We start from the raw sequence: 23,255 nt of genomic DNA on the forward strand, positions 1-23,255 counted from the left end.
GCGGGCTCAGAACTCTTCCCAATTGTCCTGAGCGAGCGCATTGGCACCGGATGTCTGGCCAAGCACGCGCTGCGTCGATGCCGAATAGCCGCCGCTGCGCGCCGTTGCCGGTCGGCTGTCCTTGGCGGCAGACGGAGCAGTGGCGGGACGTTCCGCCACGCGCATCCGCTCGGCTGCACCGCGCAACATCTCGGATGAGGACTGGGCAGGCGCCTGCTGCGCGACACGGAAGCGGGAAACCAGCGTGCTCAATGCGCCGGCTTCGTCGTTCAGCGCCATGCTGGCGGCCGTCGTTTCTTCGACCATCGCCGCGTTCTGCTGCGTCACCTGATCCATCTGGTTGACGGCGGAGTTGATCTCCTTGAGACCGACCGCCTGTTCCGACGCGGAACTTGAGATCTGGCGGATCAGGCTGTTGATCTGCACCACCTGCTCGGCAATCTTCTCGAGTGCGCTACCCGCCTTGCCGACGAGATCCACGCCCTCGCGGACCTGGCCCGCGGAGGTGTTGATCAACGTCTTGATCTCCTTCGCAGCGTTTGCCGAGCGTTGTGCAAGCTCGCGGACCTCCTGCGCGACGACGGCGAAGCCCTTGCCGGCGTCTCCGGCGCGGGCAGCCTCGACGCCCGCGTTGAGCGCCAGCAGGTTCGTCTGGAAAGCGATCTCATCGATGACGCCGATGATCCGGCTGACCTCGTGCGAGGATTGCTCGATACCCTGCATGGCCGCGATGGCCTTCTGCACGACCTCGCCGGATTGCTCGGCATCGCTGCTCGCCACCTCGACCGACTTTGCCGCAACCTTGGCATTCTCGGCGCTTGCGTTCACCTGCGAGGTAAGCTGGTCGAGGGCGGCCGCGGTTTCCTCGAGGCTCGCTGCCTGCTGTTCGGTCCGGTGCGAGAGGTCGTTGGCGGCATTGCTGATCTCGGAGGTGCCGCTGCCGATATTGACGACCGAGTGATTGACAGTCCGGATCGTCTCTTCGAGGCTCTCCATCGTCGCGTTGAAATCACGCTTCAGTTGCGCGTATTCGCCCGGGAATTCGTCGGTGATGCGGAAGGCGAGGTCACCGGCCGACAAATGCGACAGGCCCTTGCCGAGGCGGGCGACGATATCGCGCTGCAGGGCATTGCTTTCTGCGCGCTCTGTTTCCGATTGATTGCGCTGCATCTCTGCCTGTTCACGCTGGTGGCGGGCTTCTCCTTCGAGACGCTTGGTGTCGGCGAGCTGATGGCGGAAACCTTCGAGCGCCTTGGCAACGGAGCCGGTTTCGTCCGAGCGATCCTGGCCGGCGATCGGCTTGGAATAGTCGCCGTCGCTAAGCGTCTGAACGTCGCTGACAAGCCCGGCCAGCGGTTTCTGCACGAAGCCGCGAACTGCGAAGTAAAGGCCGGCGAGGACCGCACCGAGGACGACAAGGCCGCCGACGATCATCATATAGGTCTGATCGCGGACCGGCGCGTTGATTACCGCACGCGGCACGTCGACGAGCACGACCCAGTTGGCGTTTACGTTCGGCAGCTTGAAGGGATAGACGACGCGATCGAAGGGCTCGTTTCCGTCATAGGTGAGATTCTTGATCGTGCCGGACGCCGCCGCCGACAGGGCGTTCTTGACGATATCGGCGCCTTCGCCGTCATAATCTTTCATCAACAGATCCGGGATCGGCGCCACGAGCCATTTGCCGCTCTGCGACAGCAGGTAGACCCGGCCCGAGCCGAAAGGCTTGACCTTTGCGAGGTCGTCGGCGAGCGAGGCGAGCGAAATGTCGACGCCGGAGACGCCGATCAGCTTGCCGTTGGACATCACCGGATAGGCGATCGAACTCATCGTGGTGGGCACGTCGGTGCCTTCGGCGAGATACGGCTGGGTGATTGCCCCCTTGCCGCTCTTGGCGGCTAGACTGTACCACTCGGCGGCGTAGTCGGCCTTGAAGGTCGAGAGCTGCGCTTCGCCGTTGCGGTCCTTCGACCAATAGGGTGTGAATGCGCCCTCTGCGTTACCGCCAAGCTCCGCGTTGTTGACGACGTCCTTCCCATCGAAGGCCTTCGGTTCCTCGGCGAACCAGCTTCCGAAGGCGAACTGGTGCTGCTCCAGGTTCGCTTTCAGCAGATTGACGGCGCCGGCGCGATCGACGGACTGCCCGGCGTGACCCCGGCCGAGAACGCCCGACATCGTGCGCGCGGCGGCCGCGAGTTCACCGACGCTGCCCGCGATCTCGGAAGCGATGGCGTGTGCTTCGCTGTCCGCGTCGTCGAGGACAAGCGTCTCGACGCGGTTCTGTGTCTGGGAGATGAGAACGAAATTCGAGGCGAGCAGCACGAGTGCGATCGTACCGCCTGTCACAGCGATCAGTTTGGTCGCCAGCGATTTGGCTTGGAACTTGAACATGAAATCCTCACATACTGAGAGGTCCGCGGGCTTGTCGCCCACGGCGTGACGCATTCCGAATTGTGGGGTGAAACTCCGTCATGGAGCGCCATGATGCCAACCGGCACGAAGGAGGCAGCCAAACCTTACTGCATGTTTCCTTAAATCGTAGCCGATTTAAGGAAAAAACATGCAGCACTTCAAAGTGCTACAGCGTCCTTTGCGCGTCTGATTAGACGTGCGGCGCTGTAGGACGTTCGACCTTCTCACGCGTCTGAATAGAGGATCAAATCTTAAGATCCAGCCAACGCCGAGGCTAAATCATGGTCGCGACACGCAAGTTTTGCCCGCCGAGTTTAATCGACGCGACATAAACTATCGGGTTTGCGAAATGGGCCGAAATGGGAGGCAAAACGCGGGATTGCCGCTTACAGACGGGCGGCGACCTCGGATGCCAGCGGTATGGCCGGTTGCGCACCGGGCTTGAGGCATGCCAGCGATCCGGCGACCGCCGCTTGCCGCAACGCGTCGGGAAATGGGAGGCCGGCGTCGAGGCCCGCGGCCAGGTAGCCGCAGAACGTATCGCCGGCGCCGACCGTGTCGATGGGTTCGATGGTCAGGCCCTTGGCGCGATGAACGGCACCGTCGTGAATGGCGATCACGCCCTCGGCGCCAAGCGTCACGATCACGCTCCGGCCGGTTTCGTCGTGGAGCCGTTTCATCGCCGCCTCGCGCTCGGCCCCGTCGATGCCGCTCTTGCCGGCCAGCAGTTCGAATTCGGTTTCGTTGGCAATCACGATATCGGCCATTCGGCCGAGACGCGCGGCCTCGGGCGTCAGTGGGGCGATGTTGACGATCGAACGAATACCGCGGCGTTTGGCTTCCACAAGCGCCTTTTCGACGGAGGCGGCCGGGATTTCGAGCTGCAGCATCAGCGTGTCGCCAGGCGACATCGCATCGAGCGCCGCCGTTGCGTCGCTCTCGCTCACCGTTGCATTGGCGCTGGCGACGACAACGATGACGTTTTCGCCGTCGCCACCGACGATGATATGTGCCGTGCCGGTAGGCTCATCCACCGTCTTGATAAGGGCAAGATCGGCTCCCCCTTCCTTGAGCAGCGCCAGCGCACCCTCCGCAAAACTATCCCATCCGACGGCGCCGGCCATGCGCACTGACGCGCCGGCGCGGCGGGCAGCCAGCGCCTGGTTTGCGCCCTTGCCGCCGGCGGCGGTCGAAAAGCCGGTCCCGGCAACGGTTTCGCCGGGCTTCGGCAGGCGTGTGGTCGTGGCGATCAGGTCCATGTTGATGGACCCAAGGACAGTGATCATGTGAAGGTGCCCCGTCGGATTGCTGATTTTCGCGAACAGTGCCCGACCGCGTCAGTCCTCGTCAACCACCCGCAGCTTCAATTGCCCCATCCGGTTGTCCAGCGGCCGCCCGCCGCTGTCGCCCTCTGCGGGGGCGGCTTCGGCCGCGAGTTCCAAGGCCTCGATCTTGGCGCCGCGCCGGGTCAGCTTGTCCGACGAGATGAGGATGTCCTCGACGTCCTTCTGCGTCATGGCGAAATGGCCCTGGAGCTTGCGCACACGCTCGTCGAGCCGTGAAAGGTCGTCCATCAGGCGCGCGACTTCGCCCTGGATCAGGTGCGCCTGCTCGCGCATGCGCGCATCCTTCAGGATCGCCTGGATCACCTGGATCGACAAAAGCAGCAGCGACGGCGAGACGATGACAATGCGCTGGCGATGCGCTTTCTGCACGATCGCTTCGAAGTGCTCGTGGATCTCGGCGAAGATCGATTCGGAGGGAACAAAGAGGAAGGCCGTTTCCTGCGTTTCTCCCGGCAGGAGATACTTGCCGGCGATATCGCGGATATGCACCTCCATGTCGCGGCGGAAGGTCTGTGCCGCCTGCTGCCGCCGTTCGGCCGTCGCGGCGTCGCGCATCGCGTTCCATCCTTCGAGCGGAAACTTCGCGTCGATGACGAGCGGCGGCTGGCCGTTCGGCATGCGGATCGTGCAATCCGGGCGTGCGCCGTTCGAAAGCGTTGCCTGGAAGGCGAAGGCGCCCATCGGCAACCCGTCGGCAACGATTGCTTCCATGCGCGACTGGCCGAAGGCCCCGCGGGTCTGCTTGTTCGCCAGAATGTTCTGCAGCCCGGCCATATCCTTGGCCAGTGATTGAATGTTGTTCTGGGCGTTGTCGATCACGGCAAGCCGTTCCTGCAGGCGTCGGAGGTTCTCGTGGGTCGCTTTCGTCTGCTCGCTGATCGAGGCGCCGATTCGGTGCGTCATGCCGTCGATTCGCTGGCTGATGGACTGGTTGAGTTCCGCCTGGCGGGTGCCGAAAACGTCCGCCATGGCGGCAATGCGGCCCTGTAATTCCGTCTGCGCGGCAAGAAGCGTCGCCATCTGCTCGTCTCGCTCGTCAGCGCGGGCAGATCTCGCTCGGCGCGCAAGCGTGAGGCTCGCAAGCGTCATGAGAAGTGCGGCGATCGTGACGAGATGACCGGCCGTGACGGGCAGGGCGCCGAGCAGGAACAAGGGATGGTCGAAGGAAAAGGCGATGGGCTCCATGGCGGCAGCCTAACAGATTCGCGCCCGAAAACCAGATCAAAACAAGAACAAACCTATCTCGGTCGTTACGGGCAACAAGCGCGGCGTGTGCGATCTTCGCCAGAGGCAATGTCCTTGCGTGCAAGCGGAAAGATCGGCTATGGGATCAGCATGACGATCAAGCCGCTAATCATCCTTCCTGATCCGGTTCTGCGCCAGGTGTCCAAGCCGGTGGAGACCATTGACGACGACATCCGCCGCCTCGCCGACGACATGCTGGAAACCATGTACGACGCGCCGGGCATCGGGCTTGCGGCAATCCAGATCGGCGTGCCGAAGCGTCTCCTGGTTCTCGACGTGTCGAAAGAGGGCGAGGAGAAGACCCCGCTCGTCTTCATCAACCCGAAAATCGTCAGATCCACCGATGAGCGCTCGGTCTACGAGGAAGGCTGTCTGTCGATTCCGGACTACTACGCCGAAGTGGAGCGTCCGGCGGCGATTACCGTCGAATATCTCGATCGTCACGGCAAGGAGCATACGCTCGAGGCGGATGGCTTGCTTGCTACCTGCCTGCAGCACGAGATCGATCATCTGAACGGCGTCCTGTTCATCGACCATATCTCCAAGCTCAAGCGGGATATGGTGATCCGCAAGTTCACAAAGGCAGCCAAGACCCGCGGCGCCAAAGCGATCTGAGATCGCGAGCGGGATGAGGCGAGCATCCCGCTCTAACTCATTATCGAGAGTGCCGCGCGCCGGTGCCGGAAACCGCAGGCGCAGGCCTGATTTCAAGAGACGGAGTTTGCCGCCTTGCCGCTTCGCATCATTTTCATGGGAACGCCGGAATTCTCTGTGCCGACGCTTGTCGCACTCGCCGAGGCAGGCCATGAGATCGCCGCCGTCTATACGCAGCCCCCGCGTCCCGGCGGGCGGCGCGGTCTCGATCTGCAGAAGTCTCCGGTTCATCAGGCAGCCGAACTTCTCGGCATCCCCGTTCTGACCCCGCCGAACTTCAAGGATGCCGGCGATCGCGAGACCTTCATCAAGTTCAATGCCGACGTCGCCGTCGTCGTCGCCTACGGCCTGCTGCTGCCTGAGGAGATTCTCCAGGGAACACGGCACGGCTGCTACAACGGACATGCCTCGCTGCTGCCGCGCTGGCGGGGGGCGGCCCCCATCCAGCGCGCGATCATGGCCGGCGACCACGAGACCGGCATGATGGTGATGGAGATGGACAAGGGGCTCGACACCGGCCCGGTCGCGCTCGCCAAGGCCGTTGCGATCGGCGAGACGATGACGGCTGGCGAGCTGCACGACAAGCTGATGCAGGTCGGGGCTGCCTTGATGAAAGAGGCGATGGCGAAGCTCGAAGTGGGCGAGTTGCCGCTGACGCCGCAACCCGAAGAGGGAGCCGTCTACGCTGCCAAGATCAGCAAAGCGGAGACCCGGATCGATTTCAGCAAGCCGGCGGGCGAGGTTCACAATCACATTCGTGGCCTTTCGCCTTTTCCCGGAGCCTGGTTCGAACTGACGATTGCTGGAAAGCCGGAACGCATAAAGGTACTGAATTCCGAGAAAGCCGCCGGCGCCGGCGAAGCCGGCACCGTCCTGGACGAGACATTGACCATTGCCTGCGGCGAGGGGGCGGTGCGGCCGACCCGGTTGCAGAAGGCCGGCGGCAAGCCGCTCGCCGTCGCCGAGTTCCTGCGCGGAACGCCCGTCGCCCGCGGCACGAGGATCGCCTGATGCCGCGCTATCGCCTCACCGTCGAATACGACGGCTCAGACTATGTCGGCTGGCAGCGTCAGGAAAACGGTCCGTCCGTCCAGGGCGCGATCGAGAAGGCGATCCTGTCGCTGACCGGCGAGACGGTGTCCGTCCGCGGGGCGGGGCGCACCGATTCCGGCGTCCATGCCATGGGCCAGGTGGCGCATGCGGATCTCACGCGCGAGTGGAAGACGCACACCTTGCGCAACGCGCTCAATGCACATCTCACGCTTGCCGGCGAACGTGTCTCGATACTCGACGCACTCGAGGCGCCGCCAGATTTCGACGCGCGTTTCTCGGCAGTCCGCCGCCACTATCTCTATCGCATCATCTCCCGCCGTTCGCCGCTGGCGCTTGAAGCAAGACGCGCCTGGTGGGTGCCGAAAACGCTCGACCATGAGGCCATGCATGAGGCCGCACAACGACTGGTCGGCCACCACGATTTCACCACCTTCCGCTCCGCCCACTGCCAGGCGACGAGCCCGCTGCGTACTCTTGATCGGCTCGACGTGACGCGGGTGGGGGACCTCATCGAGATCCGTGCCACCGCCCAGAGCTTTCTGCACAACCAGATCCGCTCCTTCGCCGGTTCGCTGAAGCTGGTGGGCGAGGGCAAGTGGACGCCGGACGAGTTGCAGGCGGCGCTCGAAGCGCGCGATCGGAAGGCCTGCGGACCGGTCGCGCCTCCTGACGGTCTCTACTTCATGCAGGTCGATTATTGATCTTCGCTAGAGCGCCGCGCGCAGTAGGCGCAGCGCCTCGCTAGACTAGTCTAGCTCGGAACAAGACCAAAGAAACGCTGCAGAACCTCGCCGATCATCATCGACGGCAGCAGGAAGAGTGCCGTCAACGCGGCCGCCAACAAGGTCTGGTTGCCGGTGATCGTGCGCAGAAGCCGGAAGAGCAGGCCAACGCTGACGACCAGCAGCAGGAGCCAGATCAGGCTTGTCAGCCCCTGACTGCCCGGGATCAGCAGACGGATCGCAGCGGGCAGCGCCATGGCGTAGGACAGCGGTACCGAGAGCCAGTTGGTGGTAACGATCACCGGCACCACAAAAATCGTAAAACCCAGCGGCCGGGACAGGACGACGATCAGGACGATCGGCAGCAGCCAGCTGGCGAGGTCGACGACAAGCAGCTTCAGGATGAAGCCGAAGCCGATCGTCGTGCCGGCCGGCATGGCCGAAAGGTAATAGAGCCGCCAGGATGCCCAGGTCACGGCGATCGCCGGCAGGGACCACAGTATTGCTGCGAACGAGCGCCACAGGCCGCCTTCGCTGATATCCAGCCAGCGAAAGCCCTCACGGTTGCCCTGGATGAGCAGCCATAACCCCTTGACGTAGGTGAGGACCTCCTCAAGCAGCGGCATGACCGAACCAGCGGGCTATGAAAGTCTCGTAGATCCCGGTCAAGGTTTCGAGATCGGCGACGGCAACGCGCTCGTCGACCATATGCATCGTCTGCCCGACGAGGCCGAATTCGACGACGGGGCAATAATCCTTGATGAAGCGCGCATCCGAGGTGCCGCCGGTGGTCGAGAGCTTCGGCTGGCGCCCGAGCACGGCCTCGACCGCGCCGGAAAGCGAATCGATGAGGGCGTTGTTGCGCGTGAGGAACACGTGGCTCGGGCGCTCGTTCCAGACGATGTCGTAGCGGACCGGCGCGCGGCCGGGTCTGAGCTTGTCGCTCGCTGCGGCACGATCGAGCCTAGCGACAATCTCCGCCATCAGGCTTTCGGCGGTCCAATTGTCGTTGAAGCGAATGTTGAAGCTGGCGCTCGCCTTCGCAGGAATGACGTTGACGGCCGGATTGCCGACATCGATGGTCGTGACCTCGAGGTTCGATGGCTGGAAGCTCTCGGTACCGTTATCGAAGGGCGGGTCCATCAGGGCCTCGGTCAGCTGCAGGATGCCGCGCACCGGATTGTCGGCGAGATGCGGATAGGCCGCGTGCCCCTGGACGCCGTGGACGGTGATCCGGCCCGAGAGCGAGCCGCGCCGGCCGATCTTGATCATGTCGCCGAGTTGATCGGGATTGGTCGGCTCGCCAACGAGGCAGGCGTCCCAGCGTTCGCCTTTCGCCGCCGCCCACTGAAGAAGTTTTGTCGTGCCGTTAATGGCCGGGCCTTCCTCGTCGCCGGTAATCAGAAACGAGATAGAACCTTTCGGCGCACCATGCTTCTCGATGTGGCGGGCAACGGCCGCCACGAAGCAGGCGATGCCGCCCTTCATGTCGACGGCGCCGCGGCCATACATTTCGCCGCCGGCAATCGTTGCGGAGAAGGGCGGGTAGGTCCAGGCGGCTTCGTCGCCGACCGGCACGACGTCGGTATGCCCGGCGAACATCAAGTGCGGGCCATCGCTTCCAAGGCGCGCGTAGAGGTTTTCGATGTCCGGGGTCCCGGCTTCCCTCGCTACCACGCGCTCCACGGTGAAGCCGAGCGGCTTGAGCATCTCTTCGAGAGCGGCAAGCGCGCCGCCTTCGGCGGGTGTCACGGAGGGGCAGCGAATAAGGGTGGAAAGATTGGTAATCGGATTGGTGGACGTCATCTATCGGAATGCCATCTGCGGAGGGCACGCAGGCCTGTGAGGTCGGAGGTTGCTGGTTTATCCGATCGAGTGTCGGCTGTCACGCGTGATGGTGAGGTTGGCAAAAAGGCAAACGGGCCGGACGAATCGTCGTCCGGCCCGCAGGGAGCGCAGGGGGCAGGGGAGGAGGGCCTCACTCGCCGGGGGCGAGGTGAGGTGCTTCGATGTGCGCTCCGGCGTGCTTCAGCGGCCGCTCTCCGGAGAGCTTGCGGATCAGCACGTAGAAGACCGGCGTCATGAAGATGCCGAAGGCGGTAACGCCGATCATGCCGGCAAAGACCGCGACGCCCATGGCCGAGCGCATTTCCGCACCGGCCCCGGTGGAGGTGACAAGCGGCACGACGCCCATGATGAAGGCCATCGAGGTCATCAGAATCGGCCTCAGACGCAGCCGGCTCGCCTCGATCGCGGCAGCGACCGCGCTGCTGCCGGAAAGTTCGAGTTCGCGAGCGAACTCGACGATCAGGATCGCATTCTTGGCGGATAGCCCGACGAGCACGATCAGGCCGATCTGGGTGAAGACGTTGTTGTCCCCGCCGGTCAGCCAGACGCCGGTGAGCGCCGCCATGATGCCCATCGGCACGATCAGGACAATCGCGATCGGCAGCAACAGGCTTTCATACTGGGCAGCCAACACGAGATAGACGAGCAGCAGCGCCAGCGGGAAGACCATGATGCCAGAGTTGCCGGCGAGGATCTGCTGATAGGTCAGGTCCGTCCACTCGAAGCTGATGCCGGGCGGCAGCGTCTCGGCGGCGATCTTTTCGATCGCGGCCTGCGCCTGGCCGGAGGAGTAGCCCGGTGCCGGACCGCCGTTGATATCGGCCGACAGGAAGCCGTTGTACCGGATCGCCCGTTCCGCGCCGACGGTCTGCTCGACCTTCAACAGCGCCGAAAGCGGGATCATTTCGCCCGACTGCGAGCGGACCTTCAGCCGGCCGATATCATCGGCATGGCTGCGGTAGCTGGCATCGGCCTGTACGCGCACGCTGTAGGTTCGGCCGAAGGCGTTGAAGTCGTTGACGTAGAGCGAGCCGAGATAGATCTGCAGCGTTTCGAACACGTCGGTCACCGCCACGCCGAGCTGGCGCGCCTTGACGCGATCGAGGTCGGCATAGAGCTGCGGCACATTGATCTGATAGCTCGAATAGAGCCCCGCGAGTTCCGGTGTTGCCATCGCTTTCGCAAGGAACGCCTTGGCCGCATCGTCGAGCACCCGGTAGCCGAGTCCGTTCTTGTCCTCGATCTGCAGCTTGAAGCCGCCGGTCGTGCCGAGGCCCTGAACGGGCGGCGGCGGGAACATGGCGATGAAGGCATCCTGGATCGCGCCGAACTCCTGGTTCAGTTGCATGGCGATCGCCCCGCCGGAGAGTTCCGGCGTCGTGCGCTCCTCGAACGGTTTCAGCGACACGAAGACAATGCCGGAGTTCGACGAGTTGGTGAAGCCGTTGATCGACAGGCCCGGGAAGGCGATGGCATGTTCGACGCCAGGATGCTTGAGCGCGATCTCGCTCATGCGCCGGATGACGTCTTCCGAGCGGTCAAGCGTCGCCGCATCCGGCAATTGCGCGAAACCGATCAGATATTGCTTGTCCTGGGCCGGCACGAAGCCGCCGGGAACGGCACGGAACAGGGTGAAGGTGACGCCGATAAGGATCACGTAGACGCCCATGATCAGCGACTTGCGCGTGAGAATGCCGCCGACGCCGCGGCCGTAGGCTTCCGAGCTCTTTCCGAAGAAGCGGTTGAAGCCGCGGAAGAACCAGCCGAAGAGCCTGTCCATCACGCGCGTCAGCAGGTCCTTCGGCGCGTGGTGATCCTTGAGGAGAAGGGCGGCGAGCGCCGGAGAAAGCGTCAACGAATTGAAGGCGGAGATCACCGTCGAGATCGCGATCGTCAGCGCGAATTGGCGGTAGAACTGTCCCGTCAAGCCGGTGATGAAGGCGAGCGGCACGAAGACCGCGACCAGCACCAGCGCGATCGCGATGATCGGGCCGGAAACCTCCGACATGGCGCGATAGGTCGCCTGCACAGGCGAAAGCCCTTGCGCGATGTTGCGCTCGACGTTCTCGACGACGACGATTGCGTCATCGACGACGATGCCGATCGCCAGCACCAGGCCGAAGAGGCTCAGCGCATTGATCGAAAAGCCGAAGACATACATCACCGCGAACGTGCCGACGATCGAGACCGGCACGGCGACGAGGGGGATGATCGAGGCGCGCCAGGTCTGCAGGAAGACGATCACGACGAGCACCACCAGTGCGATCGCTTCGAGCAGCGTATGAACGACCGACTCGATCGAGGCCCTGACGAACTGCGTGGTGTCGTAGACGATCTCGTAGTCGACGCCTTCCGGCATGGTCTGCTTCAGCTCGGCCATGGCCTTGTGCACGTTTTCGGAGATCTGGATGGCGTTGGAGCCCGGTGCCTGGAAGACACCCATGCCGACGGCAGCCTTGTTGTCGAGGAGCGAACGCAGCGAGTAGTCCGCGGCGCCCATTTCGACGCGCGCAACGTCGCCAAGACGGGTGATCTCACCATCGGCGCCGGATTTGACGACGATGTCGGCAAAGTCTTCCGGTGTCCTCAGCCGCCCCTGGGCATTAACGGAGAGTTGCAGGTCGAGCCCGGCAACCGAGGGAGACGCGCCGATGACGCCGGCGGCGGCCTGGACGTTCTGTCCGCGAATGGCATTGGCGATGTCGCTGGCAGCAAGCCCGCGCTCGGCTGCCTTTTCAGGGTCGATCCAGACGCGCATCGAATAGTCGCCGCCGCCGAAGATCTGCACCTGCCCGACGCCCTCGACGCGCGCCAGCCGGTCCTTGACGTTCAAGACGCCGTAGTTGCGCAGATAATTGATGTCGTATTGGCCGTTCGGCGAGATGAGATGCACGACGAGCGTCAGGTCTGGTGAACTCTTGACCGTCGTGACGCCGAGACGCCGCACCTCTTCCGGCAGGCGGGGTTCCGCCTGCGAGACGCGGTTCTGCACGAGCTGCTGGGCCTGGTCCGGATCGGTGCCAAGCTCGAAGGTGACGGTCAGCGTCATCAGGCCGTCGGCCGTCGCCTGGCTCTGCATGTAGAGCATGCCTTCGACACCGTTGATCTGTTCTTCAAGCGGGGTCGCAACGGTCTCGGCGATCACCGAAGGGTTGGCGCCCGGATACTGGGCGCGCACGACAATCTGCGGCGGCACGACTTCGGGATATTCCGAGATCGGCAAGCCGGTCATGCCGATAAGGCCCGCGACGAATATGAGTACTGACAGAACGCCCGCGAAGACCGGGCGGTCGACGAAAAAGCGTGAGAAATTCATAACGATCCCCCTTGGGACAAAAAACCAGGCATCCGCGACGAGGATGTTCGCCGCGAGCGTCCAAGCATGCAGTTGGGTGTTCGGTCGGCGCCGCCTCGCGTCCCCTCCGAGGAAGGCGAGGCGGCACGTTCAACTATTTTTTGGCGATCGAGGCCGTGGCCTCTCCGGCCGGCTGCGGAGCAACGAGGACGCCGGGCCGGACGCGCTGCAGCCCGTTTACGACTATGCTCTCGCCCGGCTTCAGCCCGGCTTCAACTATCCGCAGGCCATCGGCCGTCGGTCCGAGAGTTACCTGGCGGTACTCGACCTTGTTGTCGGTGCCGACCACCAGCACGAATTTCTTGTCCTGGTCCGAACCGATGGCACGATCGCTGATCACCAGCTTTTCCGTTGGAGCCGGGTCGCCGATGCGGATGCGGACGAACTGACCGGGGATCAGCCGGCCGTCGGCGTTGTTGAGCGCCGCCCGCACGCGCACTGTACCGGTCGTCGCGTCGACCTCATTGTTGATGAGCTGGATATGGCCGGTGATCGGCGTGCCCTCGTCGGCCGCGGTGCCGATCTCGACAGGAATGCGCTCGATTGCGTTGCTGCCGGCGGAGGCGGAAAGCTTGGCCAAGGCCGCGGCGACCACCTCCTCGTTGACGTTGAAACTCGCATAGATCGGATCGATCGAGACGAGCGTCGTCAGGACCGGCGAGGCGGAGCCGGCGGCCACAAGATTGCCGGCCGTCACCTCGAGCCTGCCGACGCGACCCGAAATCGGCGCGCGGACCTCCGTATATTGAAGATCCAGCCGGGCCGAACGCAGCGCCGCCTTTGCCGAGCGGACGTTCGCCTGCGCTTCGTCGTAGACGCTCAGGCGCTGATCGACTCCGCTTTGCGGGATCGCGCTGGTGGTGACCAGCTTGCGGCCGCGTTCGAGCTCGGTTTTTGCAAGCGCGACACGCGCTTCGGCGGCCGCAACCTGGGCCTCGGCGCGCTCGACGGCGGCGGCATAGGGTTCGGGATCGATGGTGACGAGAAGGTCACCCTTCTCAACCAGGGCGCCTTCGCGGAAATGCGCTTCGAGAACGGCGCCGCCGACGCGGGGACGTACCTCGACGCGCTCGATCGCCTCGAGTCGCCCGGAGAAATTCTCCCAGGTCGTAATCCGGCGCGATTCTGCCTTGGCAACCGAAACAGGAACGGCCGGCGGCGGCGCTGCCGCGTCGGTCGCGGCGTCAGCCGTGAACCGATAGGGCACGCCGAAGAAAACGGCGGTTCCCCCGGCAATGGACAAAAGAATACTCAGGCCGGCGCCCCAAAGGACCCGGCGGGTAACGGTCGATGTCATATTTTCTCCTTGCCGGTTGGGAGCCGGCCTAGTTCGTCTTCATCTGCTAATTCGGCTTCGCCCCCGCCTCCTGGAAAAAGCGGGAGAAAATGCCGGAAATCGTCTGTTCCTGCGCAGGCCAGTTTTCCTGCGGCGAGCTGTTGGCGGGCAGCCAGGCGGCGCCCCCCTGCAGGACGTGTATTTTCACCGGGACCCCGGCTTTGCGAAGCCGCTCTGCGTAGGCCTCGGCTTCGTCGCGCATCGGACACTGCTCGCTGGTGATGACGAGGGCGGGAACGAGCCCGCCCAGTCGCGTGCAATGGCCGGGCGCCGCATAAGGGTGGGTCAGTCCGCTGCGTTCACCCAGGTAGCGCTGCCAGCCGTCGGCGATCGACTGCACCGACGTCTGGGGGCAGTACTTCCGGAACGATGCCGTCGCCATGCAGGGATCGAGCAGGGGCGACAGCAGGATCTGGCCCTTCAGATCCGAGAGGAACTGATCGCGCGCCATCAGCGCCAGCCCGGCCGCCAAATTTCCGCCCGCTTCCTCGCCGGCAACGAACAGCATCGACTTCTTGTGCGCGAACTGCGGACAGCGGCTGCGCATGGATGACAGCATGGCGTACGAGGCCTCAAGCGCCGCAGGAAACGGGCTGAGGCAGGCCGAAGGGTATTCCGGCGAGATGACTACGGCGCCTGCGGCGGCAAGCGCGCTTGCCACTTTCTCGCCGGCCGCAACCGACTCCCCCACGAAGGACCCGCCGTGAAAATGAAGCACGACCGGCGGCGGAACGAGCAACGACGCGCCGCGGTAGACGCGCGCGCGGCACGCCCCGTGACCAGTCTGCATCGTCTCTTCGGTAAAATGCGCGTTCATCTCTCTTGTCTCAGCCATAGGGCAATCCCTAGATGAGGGACAGCCCGGGATGTTTGCAGCATAACATTGTCTTTCGTCTGGAATAGTCAGCGGGTTCTGATTACACTATTCGCTATTTCGAACAATTCGGTTATTGAAAATGGACCAGCTCACGGCCATGCGCGCCTTTCTTCGTGTGGTGGAGACCGGCAACTTCACCCGGGCATCCGCTTCCCTCAACATGCCGAAAGCAACGGTGACCAACCTCATCCAGGGCTTGGAGGCGCACTTAAGCACCAAATTGCTTAATCGCACGACGCGGCGCGTCCTGGTGACGCCGGACGGCGCACTCTACTACGAGCGTGCCGCACGCCTGCTCTCCGATCTCGATGAACTGGACGGCAGCCTTTCGACTGCCCAGAGCCTGCCGAAGGGCAGGCTGCGCGTCGAAACGGCGAGCGCCTTTGCCAACCTCATCATCATTCCGGCATTGCCCGAATTTCATAAGAAATACCCGGACATACAGATCGACCTCGGGGTATCGGACCGCACGATCGACTACCTTGCCGAAAACGTCGATTGCGCCATCCGCGGTGGCAATTTGACGGACCAGTCGCTGATCGCCCGGCGCATCACCGAGATGAAATTCATCACCTGCGCCTCCCGGGACTTCCTCGAGCGGCATCCGGTGCCGCAACACCCATCGGACCTCGAGAAGAATTGTTACGCCGTCGGCTATTTCATGCCGAAGTCAGGACAGCAGATGCCCTTCCATTTCCGGCGGGGGAACGAGGAGATCGAGGTCAATAGCCGCTATACGGTGGCCGCAAACGAAGCGACGACCTATATCGCCGCCGCGCGGGCGGGAATGGGTGTCATCCAGGCGCCGTTCTTCATGGTCCGCGACGATCTTCGTACCGGCACGATGGTCCCGGTATTGCCCGATTGGCAGGTCGATTCGATGCCGATCTATCTGGTCTATCCGCCGAACCGGCACTTGAGCAGCCGGCTGCGCGTCTTCGCAGATTGGGTGGTGAAGGTCATGGCGCAGTCGCAGATGGATCGGGACTGACTGGGCGAGCAGGAAAAATCGTCCGCCCATGATGCGCCGGATCGGCGCTTCATGGGGCGGATATTCCGATGCTGCAACGAACCGCCGCTGCATGTGTCCCTAAATCGGAACTGATCTAGGGACAAAAACATGCAGCAATTCAAAGCGCTTCAGCGTCCTTTGTGCGTCGGAAAAACGCACGGCGCTCCAGGCTTACGCGGTCGGCTGCTTCGTCTTCCTGAGATAGGGCAGGATCGTATCGAATGAGCCGAAACGCTGGATCGCATCCTCGTTGGATACGGCCGCGGTGATGATGACGTCCTCGCCCTGCTGCCAGTTCGCCGGTGTCGCGACCTGGTGCTTGGCGGTCAGCTGGATCGAATCGATCGCACGCAGGATCTCGTTGAAATTGCGGCCTGTCGTCATCGGATAGGTGAGAATCAGCTTGATCTTCTTGTCCGGGCCGATGACGTAGACCGAACGCACGGTGGCGTTGTCGGCCGGTGTGCGGCCCTCCGACGTCTCGCCGGCATCGGCCGGCAGCATGTCGTAGAGCTTGGCCACCTTGAGGTCCTTGTCGCCGATCAGCGGATATTCGACGTCGAAACCGGTCGCGACCTTGATGTCGTTCTTCCACTTGCTGTGGCTTTCGACCGGATCGACGGAGATGCCGATGATCTTGACGCCGCGCTTGCGGAATTCGTTCTCGATCCCGGCCATGGCGCCAAGTTCGGTGGTGCAGACGGGCGTGAAGTTCTTCGGATGCGAAAAGAGGACGGCCCAGCCGTCGCCGATCCATTCGTGGAAATTGATCGAGCCTTGCGTGGTCTCGGCGGTGAAGTCGGGCGCTGTTTGGTTGATACGGAGGCTCATGGTCTGCTCCTTTATGGCTGGCGATTAGGTTTGCGCAGGATAGCGCAATCGCGGCGCTTTTCGAGGAGGAAACGTGCAGGAACGATCCGCAAAAAGGATGTCAGCAGCGTGATATACCGCTTTTGGAGAAAAAAATCGCTCGGGCACACGCAGTGCTAGTATTTATCGAAATATGCTCGAATAAAGGAAATGTTTTAGTACTGCGCGAGGCGCCTCGCCGTGTCGCTCCGAGGCGTTCCGCTGAGCCGGGCGCCTTCTGCTGAGATTGGCAGCCGGCAAGAACGCGATACGCATCAGCCCCGGTCGAGCGGACCGGTTTTCCGTCCGTATCCGCGTTTCAACTCAACAGGATCACGTTTGTGATTTTGGGCCGATCCGGCCCAAAATCATCGTGATCTAGTATTGCCGGTTCTTGGCGTTGGCGCGCTTCGCCTTGGGCTTGAAGCTGCCAGCATCCTTTTGCGCGCCCGGCTTGCCCTTCTTGCTTCGGGGTTTGTCGTCGCGCTTCTCAGGGCGTGAATCCTCTGCGAAGGCCGGCTTCTTTTCGAACTTGCGCTTCGGCTTGAAATCCTCGCGTGCTGGGTCGGCAGTCCCCTTCTTCGCGAATGCGGGCTTTTCCTGCCGCGGCTGGGAGAGATCCGGGGTGCCCGCGAGCGCCTTGACGCGAATGCCTTTTTCCAGGGTCCGGTTCGGCCCGATTGCCGAGAGGAAGCGTTCGGCGCCTTCGGCCGTCAGTTCGACATAGGTCTCTTCCGGCTGCATCCGGATCGCGCCGATATCGCGCTTGGAAAGCTTGCCGTGGCGGCACAGCATCGGGATCAGCCAGCGCGGCTCGGCATTCTGCTTGCGGCCGACCGAGAGCGAAAACCAGCTGCCGTCGGTGAAGTCGGCGCGCGGTGCGCTGAAGTCGTCGCGCGAGGTTGCGGCAGCATCGCGCCGTTCCTTCCTGCGGTCGTTGGTGAGCGAAACATCGGCGAGTTCTTCCGGCGCCGAGCGACCGGAACGGAACTGCCGCACGAAGGCCGCCGCCAGCTTCTCTGCGCCGTGACGGTCGATCAGAGCCCGCACGATCGCCTGTTCGTCCTCGCGCAGCGGTTCGGCGAACGCCGGATCGGCGACGATGCGCTCGTCGTCACGGCTCGCAACCTCGTCCGCCGACGGCGGTTTCGCCCAGGTCGCGGTGATACGCGCATTTTCCAGGAGCCGTTCGGCCTTGCGGCGCGCATTGACGGGGACGATCAGCGCGCTGACGCCCTTCTGGCCCGCGCGGCCCGTGCGTCCGCTCCTATGCAGCAAGGTCTCGGGATTGGTCGGCAGATCGGCGTGGATCACGAGTTCCAGTCCGGGCAGGTCGATGCCGCGAGCCGCAACATCGGTGGCGATGCAGACGCGGGCGCGGCCGTCGCGCATCGCCTGCAGCGCATGGGTGCGTTCGTTCTGGCTGAGTTCGCCGGAGAGCGCCACGACAGAGAAGCCGCGATTGTTGAAGCGGGCGGTTAGGTGATTGACCGCGGCACGCGTGGAACAGAAGACGATCGCGTTTCGTGCCTCGTAGTAGCGAAGCACGTTGATGATCGCGTTCTCGCGGTCGCTCAGGGCGACAACGAGCGAACGATATTCGATATCGCCATGCTGCTTCTCTCCGGATGCGGTGCTGATGCGTATCGCATCGCGCTGGTAGTTCTTGGCGAGCGTCGCGATCGAGCGCGGCACCGTCGCCGAAAACATCAGCGTGCGCCGGTCGGCCGGCGCCGCTTCGAGGATAAACTCCAGATCCTCACGGAAGCCGAGGTCCAGCATTTCGTCCGCCTCGTCCAGCACGATAGCGCGGAGCGCCGAGATATCGAGCGAATCCCGGCGGATGTGGTCGCAGAGCCGCCCCGGGGTGCCGACGACGATATGGGCACCGCGTTCGAGCGCGCGCCGCTCGTTGCGCATGTCCATGCCGCCGACGCAGGAGGCGATGGTGGCGCCCGCCACTTCGTAGAGCCATTCGAGTTCGCGCTTGACCTGCAGTGCCAGTTCGCGCGTTGGCGCAATGACAAGCGCGAGCGGTGCGCCCGCCGCGCCGAAACGCTGGGTGCTGTCGAGCAGTGTCGGCGCAAGCGCCAGGCCGAAAGCCACGGTCTTTCCGGACCCGGTCTGGGCGGAAACCAGCGCGTCGGCGCCATCGAGCGCCGGATCGAGCATCGCCTTTTGCACCGGCGTCAGCTCGTTGTAACCGCGTCTTGCCAACGCCTCGGCGATCGCGGACGCGATCCCATCGAACTCAGTCATATCTTGTCTTTCGGATATCGGTCTTCACGCCGACGGACCAGCGTATTTGGATCAGGTCGTCATCAGGCGTCGATTGCCGCGGCCAACACGTCGCGGGCCTGTTCATGGCGCGCTACATACGCGGCAGCAACGCTAATGTACAGGCGGAATCTTTAGAGCGGGATGAGGAAAAGTGTGCGGTTTTCCGCCCGCGTCCCGCTCTAAGCTATTCGTATCGATCACGATGACTTCGGGTCGGTTCGACCCAAAATCATCGTGATCTGGTGCCGGGGCCGTTACCGGGACCGCCGAATTCGTTCTCGCCCTTCACGCCGGGCCACAGACAGAGGGCGATGAACACGATCGGGCTCAGCACCGGAATGAAAAGGCAGAGCGCCAGAGGGCCGGGATAGCCGATGTCATGCAGGCGCTTGATCGCCAGCATCGCGATGGAAACGGTCGAAAGGATGCCTGAAGCGACGAGCGCCAGTGTCCAGAACGCCAACGCGGTCTCTTCGTTTTCGTTCTTCAGCATCTGCATCAGGAAGACGGAGCCGACGAGGAACCAGAAAAGCCAGGAAAGGAAAAAGGGCAGGCGGCCGATGCGGCCGGAGGGGCTGAAGAACAGCCAGATCATGCTCGGCTGTCGCCCCTCCTCCGCCATCGCATCAGTCTCTGAGCAGTTCGTTGATGCCGGTCTTGGCGCGCGTCTTCTCGTCGACGCGCTTGACGATGACCGCGCAATAGAGGTTCGGTGCAGGCTGGCCGTTTGCCATGGTCGAGCCCGACGGCATCGAGCCTGCCACGACGACGGAATAGGGCGGCACTTCGCCGTACGTCACGTCGCCCGTCGCGCGATCGACGATCTTGGTCGACTTGCCGATGAAGACGCCCATGCCGAGAACCGAGCCTTCGCGGACGATGCAACCTTCGACCACCTCCGAGCGGGCGCCGATGAAGCAATTGTCCTCGATGATCGTCGGTCCTGCCTGCATCGGCTCCAGTACGCCGCCGATGCCGACGCCGCCGGAAAGGTGCACGTTCCTGCCGATCTGCGCGCAGGAACCGACCGTTGCCCAGGTATCGACCATCGTGCCCTCGCCGACATAGGCGCCGAGATTGACGAAGGAAGGCATCAGGATCGCGTTCGGCGCGATATAGGCCGAGCGGCGGACGACGCAGTTCGGAACGGCGCGGAAGCCGGCCTTCTCGAACTCGTTGACGCTCCAGCCGTCGAACTTGGAGGGAACCTTGTCCCACCAGACCGACTCGCCGGGGCCGCCCTTGACGAGCTCCATCGGGTTCAGGCGGAAGGACAGAAGAACGGCCTTCTTCAGCCACTGATTGACGGTCCAGGTGCCGTCCGCACCGCGTTCGGCGACGCGGGCCTTGCCGCTGTCCAGCAGGTTCAGCGCCGCTTCGACCGCTTCGCGGACCGCGCCGCGGGTGCTGGTATTGACGGCTTCGCGATCGTCGAAGGCGGTCTCGATGGTCTGCGACAGGGCGGCAAGGTCGTGGGTCGTCATCGGAATTCCTTGTGTTCGGCGTTGTCGTGCAAGCTCTACTGCATAATTCCTTAAATCGGAACCGATTTGAGGACAAAGTTATGCAGCAATTCAAAGTGCTACAGCGACCTCGAGCGTTTCGACGACGCGGTGCGCTATAGAGTCATAAATCTGAAAAGTTGAAGCGCTTTTGGCTCCGACATCTCAGTAGGACTTGGCAAACTTCCGTGTTTCCGGCAGTAGGGACGCCTCTATGACCGAGGAAACACGACAGGGCGCGTCCGGACGAGATGCCGTCTGTTCGAAACGCGACGGGAAGATGAAATATGGCACGTATGAAGAAGCGCAATCTGCGCCGCAAGGATGGGGTCTGGGATCCGCTGGCCGACAGCTCGCAGAGCAGGCTGCGCGCCTCGACCGTGCCGCTGACGCCGCAGTCGGCCTCGCCGACCTATCGTCTCGCCTATGTCGACGATGATTTTCTCTGCCGCGAAGAGTTGAGGCCGGTACGTCTGCAGCTCGAACTCCTGAAGACGGAGATGATGCTCGAGGAGCGGGGCATCAATTCGACCGTGGTGATGTTCGGCGGCGCACGCATCCCGGAGCCCGGCGGCGAGGCCTGGGCGGCCAAGAACGATACGCAGCGCAAGAACCTCGAAGCGGCATCGATCTACTACGACGAAGCACGCAAGTTCGCGCGGATCTGCTCGGAGCAGTCCGCCAAGCTCGGCCACAAGGAATATGTCATCGTCACCGGCGGCGGCCCGGGGGTGATGGAGGCGGGAAACCGTGGCGCGGCCGACGCCGGCGCTCCTTCGATCGGGCTCAACATCGTGCTACCGCACGAGCAGGCGCCAAACCGCTTCGTGACTCCGGAGCTGTCGTTCAATTTCCACTATTTCGCCATTCGCAAGATGCATTTCCTGCTGCGCGCCAAGGCCGTCACCGTGTTTCCCGGCGGCTTCGGCACGCTCGACGAATTGTTCGAAACGCTGACGCTGATGCAGACCGGCCGTCTGGCCCTGGTGCCGCTCATCCTGTTCGGCGAGAAGTTCTGGCGCACCATCGTCAACTTCGAGGCACTGGCCGAGTTCGGCACGATCGCGCCGAACGACGTCGATCTGGTGCATTTCGTCGAGACCGCGGAAGAGGCCTGGGAGATCATCGCCCGGTTCTACGAGAGCATCGATCCGCGGTCGATGCCGATGGCATCCGGCCGGCGCTAGAGCTCCGGCGGTAGAGCTATGGACGTCTCGCCCTCTTCGAGACAAAGAGGGCGAGACGGGTCGCATCAGACCTTTCTGGTAAAGTCGGCGGCGTCGATCATTCCGTCGCCATTGCGGTCGCGGCGCTTGAACATCCTTTCTGTGGCTGCAGCCACTTCGGCTGTACTGAGAGCGCCGTTGCCATCGGCATCGATGCGGGCGAAGGCACGCGGCCGCATCCCGGGCAGCATAGAGGGGCGCGCCTCCCGAAGCTTGGCCATCGCCTGTTCGCGCTCCGCGCCGGTCTTCGTCCGGGCGTCGCGCCATGCTTTGCGCGCCTCGCGGAATGCCTGGCGCTTTGCCTGGATCTCTTCGCGGCTGATCTCGCCATTGCCGTTGGCGTCGAAGCTCTTGAAACTGGTCGAGACCCGCGCCTGGAACTCCTGAAGGGAGACCTTGGAATCGCCGCTCGTGTCGAGGCGCTTGATCATGCGCTCCGCACGCTGTTCGGGCGTGAGTTTGTTTCTGGCTGCAAATGAAGGTGCTGAAAGGCCGGTCAGTGCCACGGCGAGAACGGTGGCGCCGAGAATGAAAGTCCTGTTGCGCATCATGCTTCCCTTTGCTCAATTATCCTGAACAAGGATAGGCAAGCGCGGTCCCGGCACCAGTTAAACTTTGGTAATTTAAGCCTCTACAGCGCCGCGCTTCGTATTAGACGCGCAAGGACGCTGTAGTACTTTGATTGCTGCATGTTTTCATCCTTAAACCCTATGATTTAAGGAAACATGCAGTGGCGGGAAAGCGGTTTTTCCGTGATTGAATCGTGTTGCGTCAGGCCTGCGCTACGATCCGCCGCAGGAACCCGGTGAGGTTCTCGGTGACGTAGTCGATCTGCTCGTCCGCGTCGCTCGACGTTTCCCAGGCCTCGACGAATTCGTATTCGAGATTGTGTGGCACGAGCAGCACGGTCTTCATGCCGAGCGCCTTCGGGACCAGGAGATTGCGCGGCAGATCCTCGAACATGACCGCATTGCGGGTGTCGACGCGATGAAGGCTCATGAACTTGTCATAGGTGTCGCCGGCAGGCTTCGGCACGAAATCGGCGGCGACGATGTCGAAGATGTCGTCGAAGTGGTCGAGAATGCCGAGTGCGCGTGCTGTCATCTCCGCATGAGCGACGCTGCCATTGGTGAAAATGAATTTGCGTCCCGGCAGCGCCCTGATCGCCTCGCCAAGCGCGGGGTCGGCCGGTACCACGCTGTAGTCGATCGCGTGCGCCCTCTGCAGGAAGTCGTTCGGGTCGACGCCATGATGGATCATCAGTCCTTGCAGCGTCGTGCCGTGATCGCGGTAATATTCCTTCTGCAACTTCTTCGCTTCCGCCGGCCCGAGCGACAGCAGTTCGGCGACATAGGCCGTCATGTTGCGATCAATCTGCGCGAAGAGATTGACGTGGTGCGGATAGAGCGTGTTGTCGAGATCAAAGACCCAGTCGGTGACATGGGCGAACTCAGCGTGGGTCGGAAGGCGATCGAGCTTTTTCATGGCCGGGTTATGACATGGCAGACTTACGAAGGAAAACGGATTTATTTTATCTC

The 23,255-nt window shown here is 63.0% G+C and carries 19 protein-coding genes; 5 read left to right on the forward strand and 14 right to left on the reverse strand.

Annotation, left to right across the window (positions count from 1 at the left end):
- Window positions 1-6: 6 nt before the first annotated feature.
- The 3 genes from QN222_RS21240 to QN222_RS21250 form a co-directional block, all read right to left on the reverse strand.
- Window positions 7-2,391, reverse strand: a complete 2,385-nt coding sequence (locus QN222_RS21240; RefSeq protein WP_283962519.1) for a methyl-accepting chemotaxis protein — start codon at window positions 2,389-2,391, stop codon at window positions 7-9.
- Between the two features lie 407 nt (window positions 2,392-2,798).
- Window positions 2,799-3,698 (reverse strand): ribokinase, encoded by a 900-nt coding sequence (locus tag QN222_RS21245; protein ID WP_283962520.1) that lies wholly within the window; start codon window positions 3,696-3,698, stop codon window positions 2,799-2,801.
- A gap of 51 nt (window positions 3,699-3,749) precedes the next feature.
- Window positions 3,750-4,943: a DNA recombination protein RmuC gene (locus QN222_RS21250; protein WP_283962521.1), complete on the reverse strand. Its 1,194-nt coding sequence runs from the start codon at window positions 4,941-4,943 to the stop codon at window positions 3,750-3,752.
- Between the two features lie 150 nt (window positions 4,944-5,093).
- Between QN222_RS21250 and def the strand changes: the two genes are divergently transcribed.
- The 3 genes from def (at window position 5,094) to truA (ending at window position 7,411) form a co-directional block, all read left to right on the forward strand.
- Window positions 5,094-5,618, forward strand: a complete 525-nt coding sequence (def, locus tag QN222_RS21255) for a peptide deformylase (RefSeq protein WP_283962549.1) — start codon at window positions 5,094-5,096, stop codon at window positions 5,616-5,618.
- A 114-nt stretch (window positions 5,619-5,732) separates the two neighbouring features.
- Complete coding sequence (fmt, locus tag QN222_RS21260; protein WP_283962522.1) at window positions 5,733-6,668, forward strand: methionyl-tRNA formyltransferase; 936 nt, start codon at window positions 5,733-5,735, stop codon at window positions 6,666-6,668.
- On the forward strand, window positions 6,668-7,411 hold the full coding sequence (gene truA, locus QN222_RS21265; RefSeq protein ID WP_283962523.1) for a tRNA pseudouridine(38-40) synthase TruA: 744 nt from the start codon (window positions 6,668-6,670) through the stop codon (window positions 7,409-7,411). Before fmt ends, truA begins: the two co-directional genes overlap by 1 nt.
- A gap of 50 nt (window positions 7,412-7,461) precedes the next feature.
- Here the strand turns inward: truA and QN222_RS21270 are convergent, their stop codons facing one another.
- The 5 genes from QN222_RS21270 to QN222_RS21290 all read right to left on the reverse strand — a co-directional run bounded on the left by QN222_RS21270 (window position 7,462) and on the right by QN222_RS21290 (window position 14,788).
- On the reverse strand, window positions 7,462-8,058 hold the full coding sequence (locus QN222_RS21270; protein WP_283962524.1) for a hypothetical protein: 597 nt from the start codon (window positions 8,056-8,058) through the stop codon (window positions 7,462-7,464).
- Complete coding sequence (gene dapE / locus QN222_RS21275; protein WP_283962525.1) at window positions 8,045-9,238, reverse strand: succinyl-diaminopimelate desuccinylase; 1,194 nt, start codon at window positions 9,236-9,238, stop codon at window positions 8,045-8,047. The genes QN222_RS21270 and dapE overlap by 14 nt, the downstream gene beginning before the upstream one ends.
- Window positions 9,239-9,410: 172 nt before the next feature.
- Window positions 9,411-12,596, reverse strand: a complete 3,186-nt coding sequence (locus QN222_RS21280; protein ID WP_283962526.1) for a multidrug efflux RND transporter permease subunit — start codon at window positions 12,594-12,596, stop codon at window positions 9,411-9,413.
- Window positions 12,597-12,729: 133 nt separating this feature from the next.
- Complete coding sequence (locus QN222_RS21285) at window positions 12,730-13,932, reverse strand: efflux RND transporter periplasmic adaptor subunit (RefSeq protein WP_283962527.1); 1,203 nt, start codon at window positions 13,930-13,932, stop codon at window positions 12,730-12,732.
- Window positions 13,933-13,978: 46 nt separating this feature from the next.
- Window positions 13,979-14,788: an alpha/beta hydrolase gene (locus QN222_RS21290; RefSeq protein WP_283962550.1), complete on the reverse strand. Its 810-nt coding sequence runs from the start codon at window positions 14,786-14,788 to the stop codon at window positions 13,979-13,981.
- Window positions 14,789-14,927: 139 nt separating this feature from the next.
- Between QN222_RS21290 and QN222_RS21295 the strand changes: the two genes are divergently transcribed.
- Window positions 14,928-15,839 (forward strand): LysR family transcriptional regulator, encoded by a 912-nt coding sequence (locus QN222_RS21295; RefSeq protein WP_283962528.1) that lies wholly within the window; start codon window positions 14,928-14,930, stop codon window positions 15,837-15,839.
- A gap of 192 nt (window positions 15,840-16,031) precedes the next feature.
- Here QN222_RS21295 and QN222_RS21300 read toward each other — a convergent pair whose 3' ends face one another.
- From QN222_RS21300 to dapD, 4 genes are all read right to left on the reverse strand, one after another.
- Window positions 16,032-16,691, reverse strand: coding sequence for a peroxiredoxin (locus QN222_RS21300; RefSeq protein WP_283962529.1), 660 nt, complete (start codon window positions 16,689-16,691; stop codon window positions 16,032-16,034).
- 396 nt (window positions 16,692-17,087) lie between these two features.
- Window positions 17,088-18,968: a DEAD/DEAH box helicase gene (locus tag QN222_RS21305; RefSeq protein WP_283962530.1), complete on the reverse strand. Its 1,881-nt coding sequence runs from the start codon at window positions 18,966-18,968 to the stop codon at window positions 17,088-17,090.
- Window positions 18,969-19,218: 250 nt separating this feature from the next.
- Window positions 19,219-19,611, reverse strand: a complete 393-nt coding sequence (locus QN222_RS21310; protein WP_283962531.1) for a DUF805 domain-containing protein — start codon at window positions 19,609-19,611, stop codon at window positions 19,219-19,221.
- Window positions 19,612-19,615: 4 nt separating this feature from the next.
- Entirely contained in the window at window positions 19,616-20,473 is an 858-nt protein-coding gene (gene dapD, locus QN222_RS21315) for a 2,3,4,5-tetrahydropyridine-2,6-dicarboxylate N-succinyltransferase (RefSeq protein WP_283962532.1), read from the reverse strand.
- Between the two features lie 305 nt (window positions 20,474-20,778).
- Here dapD and QN222_RS21320 point away from each other — a divergent pair, with 305 nt between their 5' ends.
- Window positions 20,779-21,678, forward strand: a complete 900-nt coding sequence (locus tag QN222_RS21320) for an LOG family protein (RefSeq protein ID WP_283962533.1) — start codon at window positions 20,779-20,781, stop codon at window positions 21,676-21,678.
- Window positions 21,679-21,743: 65 nt separating this feature from the next.
- Here QN222_RS21320 and QN222_RS21325 read toward each other — a convergent pair whose 3' ends face one another.
- On the reverse strand, window positions 21,744-22,265 hold the full coding sequence (locus QN222_RS21325; RefSeq protein WP_283962534.1) for an EF-hand domain-containing protein: 522 nt from the start codon (window positions 22,263-22,265) through the stop codon (window positions 21,744-21,746).
- Between the two features lie 223 nt (window positions 22,266-22,488).
- Window positions 22,489-23,202 carry a pyrimidine 5'-nucleotidase gene (locus QN222_RS21330; protein WP_283962535.1) on the reverse strand — a complete coding sequence of 238 codons (714 nt, stop codon included), beginning with the start codon at window positions 23,200-23,202 and terminating at the stop codon, window positions 22,489-22,491.
- Window positions 23,203-23,255: the final 53 nt, after the last annotated feature.

The organism is Sinorhizobium sp. 6-70 (assembly GCF_030124375.1).
Lineage (GTDB): Bacteria > Pseudomonadota > Alphaproteobacteria > Rhizobiales > Rhizobiaceae > Sinorhizobium.

Bases quoted from the DNA above. Each gene is read 5' to 3' on its own strand.
- QN222_RS21240 (WP_283962519.1), bottom strand. From the start codon at position 2,391: ATGTTCAAGTTCCAAGCCAAATCGCTGGCGACCAAACTGATCGCTGTG.
- QN222_RS21245 (WP_283962520.1), bottom strand. From the start codon at position 3,698: ATGATCACTGTCCTTGGGTCCATCAACATGGACCTGATCGCCACGACC.
- QN222_RS21250 (WP_283962521.1), bottom strand. From the start codon at position 4,943: ATGGAGCCCATCGCCTTTTCCTTCGACCATCCCTTGTTCCTGCTCGGC.
- def (WP_283962549.1), top strand. From the start codon at position 5,094: ATGACGATCAAGCCGCTAATCATCCTTCCTGATCCGGTTCTGCGCCAG.
- truA (WP_283962523.1), top strand. From the start codon at position 6,668: ATGCCGCGCTATCGCCTCACCGTCGAATACGACGGCTCAGACTATGTC.
- QN222_RS21270 (WP_283962524.1), bottom strand. From the start codon at position 8,058: ATGCCGCTGCTTGAGGAGGTCCTCACCTACGTCAAGGGGTTATGGCTG.
- dapE (WP_283962525.1), bottom strand. From the start codon at position 9,238: ATGACGTCCACCAATCCGATTACCAATCTTTCCACCCTTATTCGCTGC.
- QN222_RS21280 (WP_283962526.1), bottom strand. From the start codon at position 12,596: ATGAATTTCTCACGCTTTTTCGTCGACCGCCCGGTCTTCGCGGGCGTT.
- QN222_RS21285 (WP_283962527.1), bottom strand. From the start codon at position 13,932: ATGACATCGACCGTTACCCGCCGGGTCCTTTGGGGCGCCGGCCTGAGT.
- QN222_RS21290 (WP_283962550.1), bottom strand. From the start codon at position 14,788: ATGAACGCGCATTTTACCGAAGAGACGATGCAGACTGGTCACGGGGCG.
- QN222_RS21295 (WP_283962528.1), top strand. From the start codon at position 14,928: ATGGACCAGCTCACGGCCATGCGCGCCTTTCTTCGTGTGGTGGAGACC.
- QN222_RS21300 (WP_283962529.1), bottom strand. From the start codon at position 16,691: ATGAGCCTCCGTATCAACCAAACAGCGCCCGACTTCACCGCCGAGACC.
- QN222_RS21305 (WP_283962530.1), bottom strand. From the start codon at position 18,968: ATGACTGAGTTCGATGGGATCGCGTCCGCGATCGCCGAGGCGTTGGCA.
- QN222_RS21310 (WP_283962531.1), bottom strand. From the start codon at position 19,611: ATGGCGGAGGAGGGGCGACAGCCGAGCATGATCTGGCTGTTCTTCAGC.
- dapD (WP_283962532.1), bottom strand. From the start codon at position 20,473: ATGACGACCCACGACCTTGCCGCCCTGTCGCAGACCATCGAGACCGCC.
- QN222_RS21320 (WP_283962533.1), top strand. From the start codon at position 20,779: ATGGCACGTATGAAGAAGCGCAATCTGCGCCGCAAGGATGGGGTCTGG.
- QN222_RS21325 (WP_283962534.1), bottom strand. From the start codon at position 22,265: ATGCGCAACAGGACTTTCATTCTCGGCGCCACCGTTCTCGCCGTGGCA.
- QN222_RS21330 (WP_283962535.1), bottom strand. From the start codon at position 23,202: ATGAAAAAGCTCGATCGCCTTCCGACCCACGCTGAGTTCGCCCATGTC.